Source organism: Sunxiuqinia indica (genome assembly GCF_009847015.1).
In the GTDB taxonomy this organism is placed as follows: Bacteria; Bacteroidota; Bacteroidia; order Bacteroidales; family Prolixibacteraceae; genus Sunxiuqinia; species Sunxiuqinia indica.
This window is the reverse complement of record NZ_WVEM01000006.1, coordinates 38,524-54,706: the sequence shown is the minus strand read 5'-3', so window position 1 is coordinate 54,706 and position 16,183 is coordinate 38,524. Positions and strand designations below refer to the sequence as shown.

At 40.3% G+C, this 16,183-nt stretch carries 14 protein-coding genes; 6 read left to right on the top strand and 8 right to left on the bottom strand.

Features of this window, described 5'->3' with window-relative positions:
• Window positions 1-7 precede the first annotated feature (7 nt).
• The 3 genes from GR929_RS10430 to GR929_RS10420 are packed head-to-tail and all read left to right on the top strand — an operon-like array spanning window position 8 to window position 5,702.
• Window positions 8-1,576: an aspartyl protease family protein gene (locus tag GR929_RS10430; RefSeq protein WP_159519495.1), complete on the top strand. Its 1,569-nt coding sequence runs from the start codon at window positions 8-10 to the stop codon at window positions 1,574-1,576.
• Window positions 1,576-3,153, top strand: coding sequence for an STN and carboxypeptidase regulatory-like domain-containing protein (locus GR929_RS10425; protein WP_159519493.1), 1,578 nt, complete (start codon window positions 1,576-1,578; stop codon window positions 3,151-3,153). The genes GR929_RS10430 and GR929_RS10425 overlap by 1 nt, the downstream gene beginning before the upstream one ends.
• Window positions 3,150-5,702: a carboxypeptidase-like regulatory domain-containing protein gene (locus GR929_RS10420; RefSeq protein WP_159519491.1), complete on the top strand. Its 2,553-nt coding sequence runs from the start codon at window positions 3,150-3,152 to the stop codon at window positions 5,700-5,702. Before GR929_RS10425 ends, GR929_RS10420 begins: the two co-directional genes overlap by 4 nt.
• Before the next feature lie 199 nt (window positions 5,703-5,901).
• On the opposite strand, the gene GR929_RS10415 is transcribed toward GR929_RS10420, so the two are convergent.
• On the bottom strand, window positions 5,902-6,927 hold the full coding sequence (locus GR929_RS10415; RefSeq protein ID WP_159519489.1) for a bile acid:sodium symporter family protein: 1,026 nt from the start codon (window positions 6,925-6,927) through the stop codon (window positions 5,902-5,904).
• Between the two features lie 140 nt (window positions 6,928-7,067).
• Here GR929_RS10415 and GR929_RS10410 point away from each other — a divergent pair, with 140 nt between their 5' ends.
• Window positions 7,068-8,255: an aldo/keto reductase gene (locus GR929_RS10410; protein WP_159519487.1), complete on the top strand. Its 1,188-nt coding sequence runs from the start codon at window positions 7,068-7,070 to the stop codon at window positions 8,253-8,255.
• A gap of 46 nt (window positions 8,256-8,301) precedes the next feature.
• Here the strand turns inward: GR929_RS10410 and GR929_RS10405 are convergent, their stop codons facing one another.
• Complete coding sequence (locus tag GR929_RS10405; protein ID WP_159519485.1) at window positions 8,302-9,471, bottom strand: M14 family metallopeptidase; 1,170 nt, start codon at window positions 9,469-9,471, stop codon at window positions 8,302-8,304.
• A 554-nt stretch (window positions 9,472-10,025) separates the two neighbouring features.
• Between GR929_RS10405 and GR929_RS10400 the strand changes: the two genes are divergently transcribed.
• Both GR929_RS10400 and GR929_RS10395 read left to right on the top strand, forming a co-directional pair.
• Window positions 10,026-10,427, top strand: a complete 402-nt coding sequence (locus tag GR929_RS10400) for a hypothetical protein (RefSeq protein ID WP_159519484.1) — start codon at window positions 10,026-10,028, stop codon at window positions 10,425-10,427.
• A 389-nt stretch (window positions 10,428-10,816) separates the two neighbouring features.
• The gene (locus tag GR929_RS10395) at window positions 10,817-11,527 is read left to right on the top strand and encodes an SIMPL domain-containing protein (protein ID WP_159519482.1); all 711 of its coding nucleotides are present in this window, start codon (window positions 10,817-10,819) and stop codon (window positions 11,525-11,527) included.
• 51 nt (window positions 11,528-11,578) lie between these two features.
• Here GR929_RS10395 and GR929_RS10390 read toward each other — a convergent pair whose 3' ends face one another.
• From GR929_RS10390 to GR929_RS10365, 6 genes are all read right to left on the bottom strand, one after another.
• Window positions 11,579-12,784, bottom strand: a complete 1,206-nt coding sequence (locus GR929_RS10390) for a porin family protein (protein WP_159519480.1) — start codon at window positions 12,782-12,784, stop codon at window positions 11,579-11,581.
• 2 nt (window positions 12,785-12,786) lie between these two features.
• Window positions 12,787-13,407: an RNA polymerase sigma factor gene (locus GR929_RS10385; protein WP_159519478.1), complete on the bottom strand. Its 621-nt coding sequence runs from the start codon at window positions 13,405-13,407 to the stop codon at window positions 12,787-12,789.
• 135 nt (window positions 13,408-13,542) lie between these two features.
• Window positions 13,543-14,517, bottom strand: a complete 975-nt coding sequence (locus GR929_RS10380) for a DUF5777 family beta-barrel protein (RefSeq protein WP_159519476.1) — start codon at window positions 14,515-14,517, stop codon at window positions 13,543-13,545.
• A gap of 7 nt (window positions 14,518-14,524) precedes the next feature.
• Window positions 14,525-15,073 carry a YceI family protein gene (locus tag GR929_RS10375; protein WP_159519474.1) on the bottom strand — a complete coding sequence of 183 codons (549 nt, stop codon included), beginning with the start codon at window positions 15,071-15,073 and terminating at the stop codon, window positions 14,525-14,527.
• 6 nt (window positions 15,074-15,079) lie between these two features.
• Window positions 15,080-15,457: a hypothetical protein gene (locus tag GR929_RS10370; protein ID WP_159519473.1), complete on the bottom strand. Its 378-nt coding sequence runs from the start codon at window positions 15,455-15,457 to the stop codon at window positions 15,080-15,082.
• Window positions 15,458-15,549: 92 nt separating this feature from the next.
• Window positions 15,550-16,053 carry a CHRD domain-containing protein gene (locus GR929_RS10365; RefSeq protein WP_159519471.1) on the bottom strand — a complete coding sequence of 168 codons (504 nt, stop codon included), beginning with the start codon at window positions 16,051-16,053 and terminating at the stop codon, window positions 15,550-15,552.
• Window positions 16,054-16,183: the final 130 nt, after the last annotated feature.

Sequence of the window (16,183 nt, the reverse complement as noted above, 5' to 3'; positions counted from 1 at the left end):
TTAAGCCATGAATACAACACGAATAAAAGTCGGTGCTTCAATTTTCATATTGATTCTACTGATCATCTATTTTCCTTTACGAGTATCCGCTCAGGAAGAAAAGCAAGGAGATCCGATCCTGGATCAAAATATCAGTCTTTATGCTGAAAATGAATCACTGTCTAAGGTGATCGAGCAGATATGCGATTACTTCGATCTGGACTACTCATATAACTCTGAATTACTTGAGGGAAAGAACATTACCTTGAATGTTTCGAACAAGCCGATTCGTGATGTTCTGGAAAAGCTCATGAAAGATTTCTATCTCATTTTCGAGATAGAAAACAATCTTCTGGTTGTACGCGATTATGTTCCGCTTCGGGAATCTGTCGATTATGAGAAAAGGATAAAATTTCAACCAAGCAAAAACCGTTTTGAATTTGCAGACCGGGGACGCAAATCAGTCACGTTCGAGTTTAAATCTGCCAGCAATCTGATTATTATTCCAGTCAGCATCAACGATTCGGACACTCTGAACTTTATTCTGGATACCGGCGTTCGGTTGCCGATTATTACAGAGCTACCGTATGTGAATAAGCTTAACCTGAATATGCTGAAGCCCATTAAAATAAGGGGGCTTGGAGAAGGAGAAGGCCTCACCGCATATCGATCAGGAAATAATACGATGAAAATAGGTGGGCTGGTGGCCTGGAATCAGGAAGTGCAAATGGTGATTAATGACAATTTCCAGATCTCTCAAATACTGGGTATTCCGGTACACGGACTCATTGGCTTCGACTTGTTCAAGGACTTTGTTGTTGAAATAGATTATGACGACCAGAAAATTACCGTGATCCAACCGGAGCATTATCGTGATCGGGTTCGAAATAAAGATATTGTGATGCCCTTACATTTTGAGCACAATAAACCTTTTGTGAGGACAACTATTATGACGGACGACAATGAGGAAGTACCGGTTAAGCTACTCGTTGATACCGGGGCCAGTGATGCCATCTGGCTTTCAACCAAATCTGATGATCGGATTGATATTCCCAGTAAACATATTGAGACTTTTCTTGGCAGAGGATTAAGCGGTGATTTATATGGAACGAAAGGACGGATTGGCGGAATCTGGGTTGGTCCACTGGTACTGACTGCGCCAATCGTATCTTTCCCGCAAAATGATATGATTGAAGAGTTAATTGTGGCAAACGATAGAAATGGCACACTTGGAGCTGAAATCTTACGGCGGTTTTTTGTGACGCTGGATTACCCGAACCATCAACTGAAATTACGACCGACAAGTAAGGTGAAGTCTGACTTTAACTACAATATGAGTGGCTTAGATGTTTCAAGCCCCATGCCCGGATTACCTATTTATACGATTGATAATATCCGCAACGGATCGCCGGGCTATCGTGCAGGCTTGAAAGAAAACGATCAGATTATATCGTTGAATAATACAAGCCATAAATCTTTGTCTTTAAATGATATAAATCTTATCTTTCAAAGCAAAGAAGATCGGAAGATTAAGATGAAGGTGTTGAGGGAGGGGGCTGAAATACAAACCAGTTTTCATTTAGAAAAAATATTTTAGTGAGAAATAGTATCCTGTTTGTTTCCTTACTTTTCGTGTTGCTGCCATTTGCATTGAATGCGCAGGAGAAGCAAGATTACAGGCCGGATACCAACGTCTCGATTCAGATTAAAGACGGAAAATTAATCGATTTGTTTGATCAAATTTCTGCTTTAACAGGAATCTACTTTTCCTATGATCCCAGTTTGGTTGATACCGATCAGCCAATCTCAATTGAGGCGAAGAATCAAACGATTGATCAAGTCCTGAAAGCTGTTTTTTCGGAGCGATTTTCATTTCGACTTCTCAAAAATCAACTCATCATTACTGTTAATCGACAAGAAGATGAAAGTGGAGATTCAGCAGCAACCTTCGAGTCGGTTTTCAAGCTAAGCGGAAAACTAACCGATCGGCAAACACATCAATCAATTCCATACGCCAGTATTTCGGTGTCCGGACATCCGTTTGGAACCATTTCGAATGGCGATGGGGAATTTCGAATAACAATTCCCAGCGAGTATAAGTCTGAAGATCTGGTTTTTTCCTGCCTGGGATACAGTCAGCACCTGATTTCGCTGGACACGCTTATGCAAAGTGAATTGGATATTCAACTAACACCGATAAATGTTCAGTTAAAAGAAGTAAAAGTAACAGCGATTGATCCGGTGGAAGTGATGGATCAGTTAGTCGAAAATATTGAAACAAATTATTCCACTTCGCAGCAACTAATGACCTCGTTTTATCGTGAGGTGTTGAAGCAAAATAATGACTACATCAATGTTTCGGAAGCGGTGATGGATATTTTAAAATCGTCTTACGGCAACACCTTTCGACAAGACAATATTCGCTACCTGAAAGGGCGAAAAACGAAGGAAGCCAGACCTTCAGTACTTATGGTAGATTTTAAAATGCAAGGAGGCCCGTATTACATTACTAAACTTGATGTTGTGAAAACCAGAGATTCGTTCATCGATCCGGAGTTCAGAGAATACTATAAATACAAAGTCGACCGGGTAATTCTGTATCGTGGGCGACCAACTGTAGTGATTCAGTTTGAACCAGATGGTAGATTTGACTACCTGACCTATGAGGGCGAACTTTATATTGATCGGGAAAGCTATGCACTTGTTTACGCTTCGTTTAGTTTGAGTAGAAATGGTAAGAAAGTAGCCCGGAAATCCTTAATTCGTAAAAAGCCGAGGGGGTTCAACGTTCGCCCTATTGAACTGAATTACACGGTTTCTTATAAAAACCATAATGATCGCTGGTATTTTAATGCCGCTCAGGCATCTGTCAAGTTTCATGTAAAAAGCCGTCGCGATAAAATCAATTCGGTCTTTCACAGTATCTCCGATTTGTTAGTGACCGATTATCGGGAAACCAACCTGAAGCGTTTTAGCCGGCATGAAAATTTTAACTCCTCTGAAATTTTCAGTGAGATTATTACTGATTACGATGAAGATTTTTGGGGTGACTACAATATTATAAAACCAACAGAAGATCTTCGGAAGGCCTTGAAAAAGGAATCCGCAAAAGAAAGTTCTTTTCATCCTAGTCAACAAACCAATCAATTAACGTCACAAAAAAGCATGCCATGAGAACCAGATTATTAGCCATATGTTTTTTCTTATTTTCATTATCAGCATTTTCGCAAAGCCCTTTGATCAACGAGATTGCACAAAAGCTGAATGACTATTATCAATTCTATCCGAAGGAAAAGATTGAGTTAACCACTGATAAGGAAGTGTATGCTCCGGAGGAAATTATTTGGTTTTCAACCATGATTACCAATAGCGCGGGGCAATTAGCTAAACCCGAGAGTCCGAAATACCATGTCGCGTTGTATTCCAGAAATGGAGTGCTGATTAGTAGTGATACCTACCAGACTAAAGCCGGGGTAATGAAAGGTGATTTGCGAATTCCCAATGGTTTGGCAGAAGGCAACTACGCTTTGGTGGCATACACCGACCTGATTTCGAAAGCTAATGAGGCCTTTTGTAAATTGATATTCATTAACCCAAGAGACAAAGCCGCTGTTCGTCTCGTTGAAACAGAACGACCACCGTTTTTTGTTCCAGGCAAGTCAGTTAATTATTCATTTTTGGTTGAAGAAATGGACGGCTCACCCTTTAAAAAGGAAAAGTTAGAATATGAGCTGTTTGATGGCGATAAGTTAATTTTAGATGATAAAGTAAAGTCGGATGAATTTGGCAAAGTAAGTCTGGAAATAGCAATTCCTCAGAAAAATTATTCATCGCCATTAAGCATGAAAATATTCAGCAAAAGGAATGAGCTGAATTATTCGACTATTCTGCCTGTCAAAAATCAAAAAATGGCTGTTCAGTTTTTCCCCGAAGCAGGAGCGCTAGTTGCCGGAACACAGCAAAAAATAGGGTTCGCGGTATTCGATGAAATGGGAAATCCGCAATCAGTTACAGGTAATATTTTAGATCAGGCTGGGAACAAAGTACAGACGATAAAAACCTTGCTCCCGGGCTATGGAATTTTTTCAATAACTGCAGAAAAGGGGAAAAAGTACAGTCTGAAGTTGACAAGTGCCTTGGGCGAAAATCAATTGTTTCCGCTACCTGACTCACAAGATGGGCTGCTGATGATGATTACAAAAACTGATCAGGAGTTTATTTACGCTAATCTCATGCTAACTGGAGATCAATCCAACATGCTGTATCTGGTTGCCAATCAGAGAGAGTCTGTTGTTTGGGCCTCCGAGCTTGAAATGAGTGGGCCGGCACGCCTAAGAATTCCCAAAGAGCAATTTCCTGAAGGGATCAGCCTGATTTCTGTATTTGATGAAAATCAGCAGGTGCTTGCTCGCCGAATGATTTTTATTGATCGGGAGGATGACACCCATATTGAGCTTTCGGCTCCGAATCAGCTAAAGGTCGGGGAGGTTTTCAAATTTGGCCTGAAAGCAGATGTCCCCGAAGATACTGATTTGCCGATCGTAAACCTGTCGATTAGTTCGATGCAGGAGAAGCTGGATTGGCCTTATAAATGGGACAACTGGCTATTGGTCAACTCCGATTTGGAGAAGGTAATTCCTAATTTGGAGAGCCTGATGTCGAAGGAAAACATTGAATCGACCATGAATCATATTTTAGTAGCCAACCAGCTCAAAAATTTCGACTGGGATGAAGTGTTGAATTTCGAGCCGGAGCGGGAACAAACGAAGTATCATCAATCCGGACTTTCCGGGCAGGTTGTGAATCAGGAAAATGAACCTGTTCCAAATGCAAAGGTTAGCTTTCTGAATTCACAAAACATGAAGATCCTTCACTTATCAACAGATGAGAACGGTGGATTTTATCAGCAAGCGATTGAGCCGGATCAACTGGACAACTTTGTGATAAAAGCAATGGGGCCGGATGGAAACGAGAACTTAATGGTGAGGTTTGAAAAGTCTTTATCTGAAGAAATTAAAGCATACGTAATCAATTTTATTCAATCGAATGCTGATCTGGAACCTGCACAATACAGCAGTGATTTTTATCGTGACAATACGTTTCTATTTTCAGAAAGGACAAAGGCTCCCAAGCAAAAAACAGAGCCGGCTTATAAAAAATACTTACAATCAGCAACCTCATTGTTGGACGTAATAAAAATGATTAAATCGTTTCGGCTTGATGGTGATTTGATTATTTTCCCGGGTGGAACTAATTCCCTCATGGCGCAGGATGGGGCGTTGATTGTTATTGATGGACAAAAGGTGGGAACCAGCGCAAGCGTACTTAATAGCATCAGTCCGTTGGATGTAGAGTCAATTAATATTTCTACCAATCCAGTTGATATTCAACGCCACACAGGACTGAATTCCGTCGGCGTAATTGAGATTGAAACCAAAAGAGGTAAAAGTATAGAAGTTATTGAACAGGAAGATGTTGAGGATATTCATCAAGATGGTTATCGTGTTGCACGGGATTTTTGGTTAAAAAAGTCTGAAAAACCAGCCATGCAACCAACCACCCTGTTTTGGAGCCCGGCAGTTCGGATCAACCCTTCCGGCCAATCGGAATTTGAAGTAATGGCTAGCGAGGTAGCTGGGAAATTTATTATTCAGGCCGACCTGATTGATTTGGATGGAAAGGTGACCAGTGTTTCCAAGGTGATTGAAATTATGCCAAAATAAAGGCGGAGATAGATGATAGATCCCGTTTTCGGGGGGGGGTAAGATCACATCAGGAAATAGCTTGCCCCTGAGCGCATAGTAGGGGAGGAGAGATTTTGGAAGGTCAACAAGAAAGAAATTTTCAGGAGGGTTAGGGAAGCAGATTCTTCTTTCATCGCTTGCGTTTTAATTTCAGTTAGACTCAGCCCCTGAGTTCATCTCAATCCTGCTGATTACTCTGACTTTTATTATCCATAATCTTTTCTTTCCCATACCGTCTGGCGACAACACTAATGTAAAAAAGTTGAAACGCGTGATAGATCATTACCGGAACTAAAAACAAGCTACCAAATGACGATCCGGCAAACAGTACCGCAGCCATGACCGAGCCATGAACCAGTGATTTTTTCGACCCACAAAACAGCACCGTAATTTGATCTTCTCTGCTAAAATGAAAAGCTTTCATCAACAACTTCGTTCCTTCAAAAACAAAAAAGAACAGGGCGACGACACTAGCACCTAAAATCAATAACTCGTGCACTTTTATGCTGGTAAAAACGCCATTCAAAAAAGAATCGCTAAAGCTCCGATACACAATGGTTAGGATAACCGACTTATCGAACAAGCTAAAATAACGTTTATTGCGGATGCCCCAATTCCCCCACCAGCGATGTAAGAATAGTCCGATGCAGACCGGAATAAGGATTTGCATGACCAGATCACTAATCACTTCGGCAAAAGCAAAGGCATCGCTTTGCTTCTCCATAAATAAGCCAACCCACAGGGGGGTGATGATAATACCAATAATGCCGGAGATACTGGCATTGAATATAGCACTCGGTATGTTTCCTTCGGCCAGAGACACCATGACCACTGAAGACGACACTGTAGAAGGCAAAGCAGCCAGAAAGAAAACAGCCAACCACAGAATTTCGTTTTCAGTACCTGCCAATAGCGGACGAAAAGCAAGCACCACCAAAGGAAATATGATAAAGGTAATGGATTGAATTAGCAAATGTAAACGCCAGTTACTGAGGTCCTTTTTCAGTTTCTCGGGACTCAATCGTAAGCCATAAAAGAAAAACAAGAGTGAAATGCCATATCGGATCAATACCTTCAACTCAATAGTACTTCCCTTGCTTCCAATTCCGGGAATCAGCCAGGCGAGCAGAATCATCAAAATAATGCCTGCGATAAATCCATCGGGTAAAAAGCGTTTGAAGTTTTGAAAGCGACTGTTTGCCATAAAATGTCCATTCGTTCGAGCAAAACAAAGATGGCTAATTTCCGCAAGAAGCAGCAAAACATTAAGAAATATTAATAAACATCACAATGGGTTTCGCTGTTGTTTCAATACTTTTGTGTCCCTTACATCAGATCAATTTTATGGATTTTACGAAGATGACCCGATACCAGCCCAAAATGGAATACCGCCGTTTTGGCAAAACCGAGAAGGAAATAAGTGTGATCACCCTGGGAGGTATGCGCTTTAAACATGGCTGGAACGATCCGCGCCATGAGATTCCTGCCGATACGCTTGCTCAGGTGACCAAAACAGTGGAGTTAGCTCTGGAACAAGGCATCAACCTGATTGAGACTGCATATGGGTATAAAAAAAGTGAGACTGCTTTTGGGATTGTATTGAATGAAAAACTGAAGGTAAAACGTGACTCCTATTACCTGATGACCAAAGGAAACGCAAATACCGCAGAGGAGATGCGCACACTGGTGAATGAGCAATTGGAAACTCTGCAAACGGATTATTTCGACTTTTATGGCTGGCATGGCATCAATACCATGGATCTGCAGGAAACCGCCTGTGCTCCTGGTGGACCGGTTGAGGAACTGCTGAAAATGAAGGAAGAAGGCATAATCGGCCATGTTGGCTTTAGCACGCACGGACCTTTGGATGTCATAATGAAAGCCATTGAAACTGATCTGTTCGATTTTGTTAACCTGCATTATTATTACTTTCTCCAACGCAATAAGCCGGCAATCGATTTGGCCGCAGCAAAAGATATGGGAGTATTTATCATTTCCCCCAACGACAAAGGAGGTCAACTGTTTAATCCACCGCAAAAGCTGACTGATCTCACCGCTCCATTACACCCCATTCAGTGGAATGCCCGGTTTTGTTTGAGCAATCCGAACGTGCACACCCTTTCGTTTGGCATTACCGAACCTGAGCACTTCTACCCGATCAATGGAATCTTTCCGGCGTCGGTTCCACTATCTGAAACTGATGCGAACATCAAACAAAAGCTGGATGAGCAAGTGCAGTCTGATCCGTATGCTTACTACGAAGGCTACGAAATGCTAGGCGATCCGTCTGGCCTCAACATTCCAGAAATATTACGCTTTCGGAAGCTGTGGAAATGCTATGACATGAAAGACTTTGGATTTTATCGGTACAACATGTTTCAGGAAAAAGATCATTGGTTTCCGGGAAATTTCCCTACCTCAGAAAACCTAAAGCAAATTGATAACAGCAAGTGCCCGGATGAAATTCCGCTTGTTGAGTTAATTGAGGAAACACATGCCGGCTTGTATAAACCGAAAGAAAAGAAAGCGTAAAAATCTGACTTTTACCTTGCGGTTTTTAAATGGTGGGTGGATTCGCTTATTTCTGAGTTGTTATTGAGGCGATAGCTTTACGCTGATCAGCTCCGGCCACCTCATATTCGAGGAATCGATTCATTATTTTACTCATTTTTATGGAGGAGTCAGTCAGGACTTTCGAACGCCATGCAACTGTACTTGGATAGTACATATCCAGAAAATCTTGCATCACCCGGTCTTTTGACTTTTGATCCTTAAAGCCGAATTGAGCTCCCTGATTTTCGCTAATCATGATTTGAATCGACTTTAGTGCTCCTAACGTTTTTTGGCTATCGAGCGTGCCATATTCAAACCGAATGGGGATACACAACTTCTCATTGGCAAGCTGCCCCATCCACTCTAAATATTCTCCGTTGATGGTATAAAAATCCGCATCGCTTCCCCAGTTAATTTTTTCTCCATCTAACACGTAGTCTAATCCTGCCAAAACTTTTTCATCATTAATTGGATTGAGAAACAGGTGCATTTTTCCACGTTTGCCATAGCCTGTATGTAAGTCTACACTCAATATCGATTGGTAGTCTTCAAAAAGAGTTCTCAGTAATGGTTCAAGTGCAGCGAGTTGAGGCTCCAATCTTTTGCCTCCGTAATAAATCCCTCGTTCGTATTCGTATTGCCCTTGCAATGCTGCCTGACGCAGAATTGGGAGCGACTCTTTAATTATTTTATAGATGGCATTCAAGTGAAAAAAGCGGTATTGCAGTTTATCGATTGACAACTCTCCTTTTGGGATTAGCAGATTCGACATTTTAGAATAACCCGCATTAATGCTTTGATACAGCCTTGGATTAATAACACAGTTTCGATTCAAATCAACATTATTCTCGGTTACTTTCCGGAAGTACTTAAATCCATAAGGATTTAGACCGTGAATAAATACAACTCCCAGCTCCTCGAGCGATAATCTGCTCAGTATTCTATCAATAAACATGAGTTGAATAGCGCTACCGGTAAACCCTTCAATTCCGTGAAGCCCTGAAGTAAGAACCAGTAATTTCCGGGGTTGCTGTTGTGCGGGGATATAGAGCCAATCAACTGTTAGGTCAGGGTCAATCATACTGTCGACCTTGATTTTCCCAACCCGGGCGTTGTTATAGTTGGAGCTTAATTCATTGGCCACATTCCGAAAGCGATTGCGGCACTCTTCATAGGTTTTGTAAAAGTACTCCATATTGCCAGCCTATAAATTAGATTTATAAATTCTTCGGCCAATCATATTGAAATCAAACTATTGATTCAATATCACTAGCATCAATATACGTAATTTTGGCAAAATCCAATATCCGAGATAAAGAATATTCTGTCTGAATATATCTAAGTCCGTTTAAAATAATCTCCGATTAACATGCGAATTGAGTTTGGCTCTTGTTAATCTGAAATTTACTCGTTTTGTAAACAAAAACCTCGATTCACACGCTGAAGACTATTCAAAATCATTATAAATTACAAAAATGATTTGCATAAGCGAAGCCCGTTTTACTTGCAAATTCCAGCTGAAAGCCATGCTCTTTTTAGCAATTGTGAAAATCGAGCTATAAATCATGAATACAACAACTTGCCATTGTTTTCGTTTGTTAGTAAATTCGCCTCCCGATTAGATAGGCACATTGCTTAAAAGCTACAATATGTTCGTTCTCCGATGTGAAAAAGGGATCCATCAGCTGAATCACCGGCAGCCAGTGCGAAGTACAGATTGTGAACATTACAGTTACTATTAAATAAATTATGAAATCGATTTTAGTTATCGTTATTTCCTTATTCTGTCTTTCATTTACGAAAACTGAGGGAAATGAAGACGCGAATGACGCGAGTGATCGCAAAAACGGATATTACATCCTTGTTGAGGATTATACCGACCGGACAAACCACAAGTACCTGGTTGAATCGAAAGACTCAGTAGATGTCATCTTTAATAACTTTTTTGAATCTCAGCTTGCCCTTGGAAAGATCAACTATCCGATTTCAATTGATAATGGACAAACTAGTTTTTTTGTGGCTCGCGTGACGCTTTTCGAATCGAGAAATGGGAAAACAAAGTTTAAGCATCTGAAGTATCCAAAGATTTATAACAAAAGTAAACACGAGGATTCGAACAAACGGGAACAACAGGATCCAACCGAGTTTTAATGTTTTTTGTTGTTTCGAAGTTCTATTTCAACCTGCCATTCAGCTAAATAAAATCGTATTTAAGCTTTGAAAGCCATTTTCATTTGCTGTGAAACGTTGACCTCATTCTTGGTCTGTATATAAGCAACCAGGAAGGCTTGGCTAAGTACTTATTTTTCAATTCGACTGATCATATTGTTTTTAACAGATTTTGGCTCAGATATTGTTGATTTTAGAATCTCGTGCTGAACTTGTCACAATTAAAAAATATTTCATATTGATTTTGGAAATAGTTGCGGATGCATCAGTTTTATACTGTTTTGGTAGCAGGTGTTTTAAGTGTTAGTTTGGCAGCGAAATTATTAGCTTTTAAAAAGGACAAACTTAATTCATTTCAAATTAATTTTATTATGGAAAAACTGAGTATATCGAAGATAATAGTTCTTGCTATTGCCATTATTTTGGGCGGGTATTTTATTGGCAACATGCATAAAAATGGGATTCAATCGAACAGGCATGTCGAGGTGAAAGGCTTATCGGAACGCGAGGTTGAAGCTGATCTTGCTGTTTGGCCAATTCAGATTACACTCACCGGCAATGATTTAAAGCTGTTGAAAACTGAAATCGAAGATCAGAAAAAACAGGTGCAACAGTTTTTTGTCGATCATGGCTTTACGGCTGAAGAGCTGAGCATGGGATCGACCAATATTGATGATGCCCGTGCGCAAATGTATGGAAGCAACATGCAAAACCGCCAATATCGATATATTGTGAAAACCGAATTTACAGTGCGAACTGACGATGTTAGTCGCTTGCAGGCAGCATTAAGTGAATCTCTCTCATTGATATCGAAAGGAATTGTTATTGGATCGAAAAATACCTGGAGACCAGTGGAGTTTATTTTCACTAAATTGAATGAAATTAAACCGTCAATGATCGAGGAAGCCACAAAGAATGCCCGCGAAGTAGCCGAGAAATTTGCCATGGACTCGAACTCTAAAGTTGGTAAAATTAAAACTGCTCGTCAGGGTTTATTTACGATTTCAGACCGCGATCAAAACACACCGCATATTAAAATCGTTCGAGTCGTTTCTACCATCGATTATTTTTTGGAAGACTAGCTTTATCGTAACATGGAAGAGGATCGTTCATTTTTACCTTCCAAAAAAACACTAAATATTCCAATTCGCGCTGAGTGCCATTCCTACTGACTGTAGCCTGACTTTTGCGTAGCCAATATCCTGAAAAGGCAGTTTTAAGTAGGGTTGCAAACTGATGCTGATTTTTGAGCTCAGCTGTTGTTGAATGTTTGCCTGAAAATTGAGAACGCTCAGCCAGTGCTGATTCTCATTAACCAAATGAACATCATCTTGATTTGAACCGTATGGATTAGTATTGGCAAAGTAATATTCTTCGCGAAGCATAAGGTATGAAGAAACTCCTGTGCCCAGACTAACCGTTGTTTTGCCACGATTGAGAATGGCATAGTTGATATTGAGCGGAATATCCAAAACTCGACAGTCAGCATCTACTGTTTCGCTGTTACTGCCAGATCCGTAATTACTATAAGTGTTCAAATCTGTAGCATATACTTTTTTGGCGTACACTGCTCCGGTGCTGATGCTCCATTTTTCAGATAATCCCAGTGAGATTAGCAGACCAAAGTCACCCCCAACTGAACCCTCACTTAAGGAATTTACACTATTGTAAGCCGGAGCAACCAATAAGCTAAGAGCAACTGATCGGAATGTACTAGCCTTTTTTGCAGATTCCAGCTCATGGGTAGCAAGTAATGGTTCATCGGTTGGTTCTGTCATTTCTTCGTAACGAACGGTATCAGTCTGCGTGAAACTTGGTGGATTTTCTTCGGGTGAAACGACCTCTGGTGTTTCATTGGAATCGGATGGTGTTTCGGAAATAACCTGAGCTGGGGCATCAATGGCTTTTTCAGACTCCTGAACAGGAGTTATAGTTTCTTCTTGTTTCGAATTCTTAGTTTCTTTGGTTGTTTGTGTTGAAGCTATAAGCTTTTCACTTCGTAGAGAAGAATTGGGGTCTTCTGTCGCTAATTTCGAAGTCGTATTTTCTTTTTCAATTTCGGCAGGGGCACTCTCTTTCTGTTGTTCCGTGACTAATGGCTGATTGAAAGATTCCAGACTGGTTGGCCACAGGGTCCATATTGAAAAAGCGATTAATAATAGGGCTGCGATTCCGGCAAGAGGTCGCAACCAGATAATGGCTTTTTGTCTTCTCTCAAACCAAATCAGCCGTTTTTCAAGTTCTGTCCAGTTGCTTTCTTCATAAACTACGGGATCAAAATCAGGATTTAATCCTGTTCTGAAAAGTTCATCTATGTTTTTCTGATCTCTGGATTTCATGGTTATTTTGCGTTGGAATAAAAATTACTTCTATATGCAGAAACCCGAATGGGTTTCCTCCACAATGTCCATAGCAGAAGCGCAATAATGGACTGTGGTCGTGCCAACATCTGCTGTAATTTCTGCCTTGCTTTGTAAAGATTCGATCGCGATGTTCCTGCAGTGATGCCCGTCATATTGGCAATTTCTTCGTGTGTGTATCCGTCAATAGCATAAAGGTTAAATACCATTCGATAAGCTGGTGGAAGTTGGCGTATCGTTTCCAGCAAATCCTCGTAGCCCAGTTTTCGCTCTACGCTGGCTTCGTGTCTGAAAAATTCAGACTGATCAAGTGTTTCCATTTGTGACCATTTCAAATTTGCCCTGTAATAATCAATTGATGCGTTATGCATTATTCTGCTCAACCAAGTCTTAAACGACCAGTTCTCATCATACTTATCAATGTTTGTAAATGCTTTAAAAAAGCCATCGTTAACAATTTCAGCCGCTTCTACTTGTTTTTTGGCAAAGCGCAAACAAATCTTCATCGAAAAGCCATAAAGCTTTTGATACACCATTTTTTGGCTCTGCCGATCCCGCTTCCGACAGCCATTAATCAGGGGTTTTAAGTCTTCTTCTACCATAACGAGACTATGATATTCGCAATCGACCAGGACATAATGACTTCGTTTTATCCGTACTTTACAAATCAGTCGAAAGCATTTGTACTATATATACAACAAAACAAATTCTCATTTGATTTTGGTTTTATAAGTTGACTACCAATCATAGTCCTCATAATTCTCTTTGAGGGTAAACGTGCGGGAGATGCTGAAACCCCAACGAAATTCACCATCGCCCCAATTGCTGCTCGTGCTTGGAATAAATTGATTTTCGAGAATGGCAGTTGAGTTGGTAAAATCTAAGCTAAATACGTGTCCTCCTGTTTCAATTTCGAGGCCAACACTTAAGGGGTTGTAAAACTCAAATTTCTTACTTCTCAAAAAGTAATCTTCACTCTCCTGACTTCTGAAACTGTGGAAATAGTCAAAAACTACAGCCATCCGCCTACTAACTTTTAAGCGGCCACCAATACCCAATGCAAATAGGTTATTCATATCCTGATAAGTCACCAAATTCCGGTGAATATAAGTTGGCAAAAGCACCAGCGATAATTGATCGCTGAATTTTCGTGAAAGAATAAGCTGCGACGTATAACTCATTCGATCGCCAAACTTGTCAAAACTTGTATCGGATGTGACAAGATCAGATTCTTCGGTTGCTGAAACTACGCTATTTCCAAAGAGCGTTAGCGAAACGGGAATATGATTGTCTTTGGTTTGCTGGAGGATGCGCAATTTTCCATCCAGGAAAAATAGTTCACTTTGAAAGGTACTGGTTCCGTTGGGTGCGCCCTTTGTTCGGCCAATACCAACACTCAATTGATCTGAAATACCGTACTCAAAACCAATTAAAATATCAGTTGAATTGTCCAATCCGTAAAAAGAAGATAGCCCACCGAAGTCTCCAGCAATGTCTCCAAATCGGTGTATAACCATAAATTGAAGATCGTATTTGTGAAGCGTTTCATTGGTTCGTGCATTAATAATACGGGGAGACTTAAATGTTGATATGACCGGATTTGATTTTTCACTCTGCAATGAATCTTTAAACAATTCGCTCATATCGGTTTGTGAAAAAACAGGTGTAAAACAGCTGATCAGTAAAAAAATGGTAAACGTGTTTCGCATCATCTTAATTCTATTTTATTTTGTACTTAGCTGAAACAGTAACTTCTACAACTTCAGCAATATTTTTGATAACAAGTCTGGGGATCTTAATGTTGTGGTCTGCCAGACTCACTCGAAAAGTTGAATGAGTTGTAACCGTTCCCTTGTTGATCTTTATTTCACCGGAAACCGAGTAGTTTTTGGTTACTCCATGAATGTTCAGGTCGCCAGAAACATTGACCGAATAGGTTCCTTCCTTTGAAAAATCGATCGAATCGACTATTTCCCCGTTGAATTCGGCATGAGGGAATTGATCGCTTTCCAGGTAATTTTCGTTAAAGTGTTCCTGCATCAGGCCTTTTTTGAAATCGAACGACTGGATGGCAATCTTAAAATAAACCTCTTTGGTCTTCGGATTTATCGCGGATAAGCCTTGCTCACTTTTAGCATAAATATCTTCCAGCGGAGCTTCCGAAAAAAAACTAATCATGACATCCCTCGAAGTAATCACTTGTGCCTGACTAACCACACAAGACATCGTGAGGAGTAATGTTGCGATGCCGTATTTTAATGCATACATGATGATTTAGTTTTTGGGAGCACAGTTCTGAATCCAAACATTTAATGAGTCTCTCACGGCTTGAGGTAATGGGGCATTTCCTTGCGGCATGTCGGCGTTGTCGCCAATTACTCTGGTGGCGAAGAAATCAGAATATGCTGCAACTCCACTATAGCTGGTAAAGTTCCCCGGACCGGGTGAGTTGCCTGCATAATGACATGAAATACAGTACTTGTCAACGATTCCCTTCACGTAATTGTCGTAGGTCACATCCATTTCAGGAAATTGTGGTGTACAATCGGGTGTTTCTTCATTTTCGTCCGGCATTTCAAGAGCCGTTTCATTCGAACATCCGAAATAAATAAGATTAAAACCAAGCATAAGAATTAAAGCTGTTCTTTTCATAGCAGTGTGTTTTGATGAGATCATAATTTTAGTCATTTGTATTCAAGCAGGGCGACACTTATTTTACTAAGTGCTGAGCCTCTAATTTCTGTTTAATACCCAGTTCCACCTCCGCCATTTGATGGATTTGAACTACCCTTTAATAAAGTCGCTAATATTTCGCCGCCGGGATAAGTGCTTGTATGAATCTGCACATATATTTTCCCGGAAGCTAAATCATTGACTTGGCTTGCTGAAAAAGTCGCTACTCCTGAGGTCGTTCCACTGTCAGAGTCTGGGAATCCTGTAATATCAACAATCACGGGCCCATCATCATGAAAATGCATGGCAACAGCATCAGAGCTTAAATCGGACCATGTAACTGTATAGGCAAATTCTCTGGATTCAGAATCAAGCACCCCTGTGACAGTTCCGCTTCCTGAGGTTGAAACATCATTGTTAGACTTGACAAAGCTGCCTGAATATGTAACTTTAGTCTCTGTCTCAATATCCGATGATTCATCATCATTACAGGAAATAGTAAAAGTAAAAAGTAAGAGAATAATGAAAATGCCCGGAGTCGCATTTCTTCTTAGCATATGATTTCGTGTTTTCATAATTGTAAATTTTAATTTTTATTTAATTTTCAATTGTCTAAATAGTTCTCGCAAACAGTAAAAAATCCTTTTCATTAATTGGATACGTTGGATTATTGCAAAGTGCTGCCTGATAAAATACTTTTTTGTC

What these genes read in the sequence shown, in the direction of transcription:
- GR929_RS10430 (WP_159519495.1), top strand. Translation starts at nt 8, where the DNA reads ATGAATACAACACGAATAAAAGTCGGTGCTTCAATTTTCATATTGATT.
- GR929_RS10420 (WP_159519491.1), top strand. Translation starts at nt 3,150, where the DNA reads ATGAGAACCAGATTATTAGCCATATGTTTTTTCTTATTTTCATTATCA.
- GR929_RS10415 (WP_159519489.1), bottom strand. Translation starts at nt 6,927, where the DNA reads ATGGCAAACAGTCGCTTTCAAAACTTCAAACGCTTTTTACCCGATGGA.
- GR929_RS10410 (WP_159519487.1), top strand. Translation starts at nt 7,068, where the DNA reads ATGGATTTTACGAAGATGACCCGATACCAGCCCAAAATGGAATACCGC.
- GR929_RS10405 (WP_159519485.1), bottom strand. Translation starts at nt 9,471, where the DNA reads ATGGAGTACTTTTACAAAACCTATGAAGAGTGCCGCAATCGCTTTCGG.
- GR929_RS10400 (WP_159519484.1), top strand. Translation starts at nt 10,026, where the DNA reads ATGAAATCGATTTTAGTTATCGTTATTTCCTTATTCTGTCTTTCATTT.
- GR929_RS10395 (WP_159519482.1), top strand. Translation starts at nt 10,817, where the DNA reads ATGGAAAAACTGAGTATATCGAAGATAATAGTTCTTGCTATTGCCATT.
- GR929_RS10390 (WP_159519480.1), bottom strand. Translation starts at nt 12,784, where the DNA reads ATGAAATCCAGAGATCAGAAAAACATAGATGAACTTTTCAGAACAGGA.
- GR929_RS10385 (WP_159519478.1), bottom strand. Translation starts at nt 13,407, where the DNA reads ATGGTAGAAGAAGACTTAAAACCCCTGATTAATGGCTGTCGGAAGCGG.
- GR929_RS10380 (WP_159519476.1), bottom strand. Translation starts at nt 14,517, where the DNA reads ATGATGCGAAACACGTTTACCATTTTTTTACTGATCAGCTGTTTTACA.
- GR929_RS10375 (WP_159519474.1), bottom strand. Translation starts at nt 15,073, where the DNA reads ATGTATGCATTAAAATACGGCATCGCAACATTACTCCTCACGATGTCT.
- GR929_RS10370 (WP_159519473.1), bottom strand. Translation starts at nt 15,457, where the DNA reads ATGAAAAGAACAGCTTTAATTCTTATGCTTGGTTTTAATCTTATTTAT.
- GR929_RS10365 (WP_159519471.1), bottom strand. Translation starts at nt 16,053, where the DNA reads ATGAAAACACGAAATCATATGCTAAGAAGAAATGCGACTCCGGGCATT.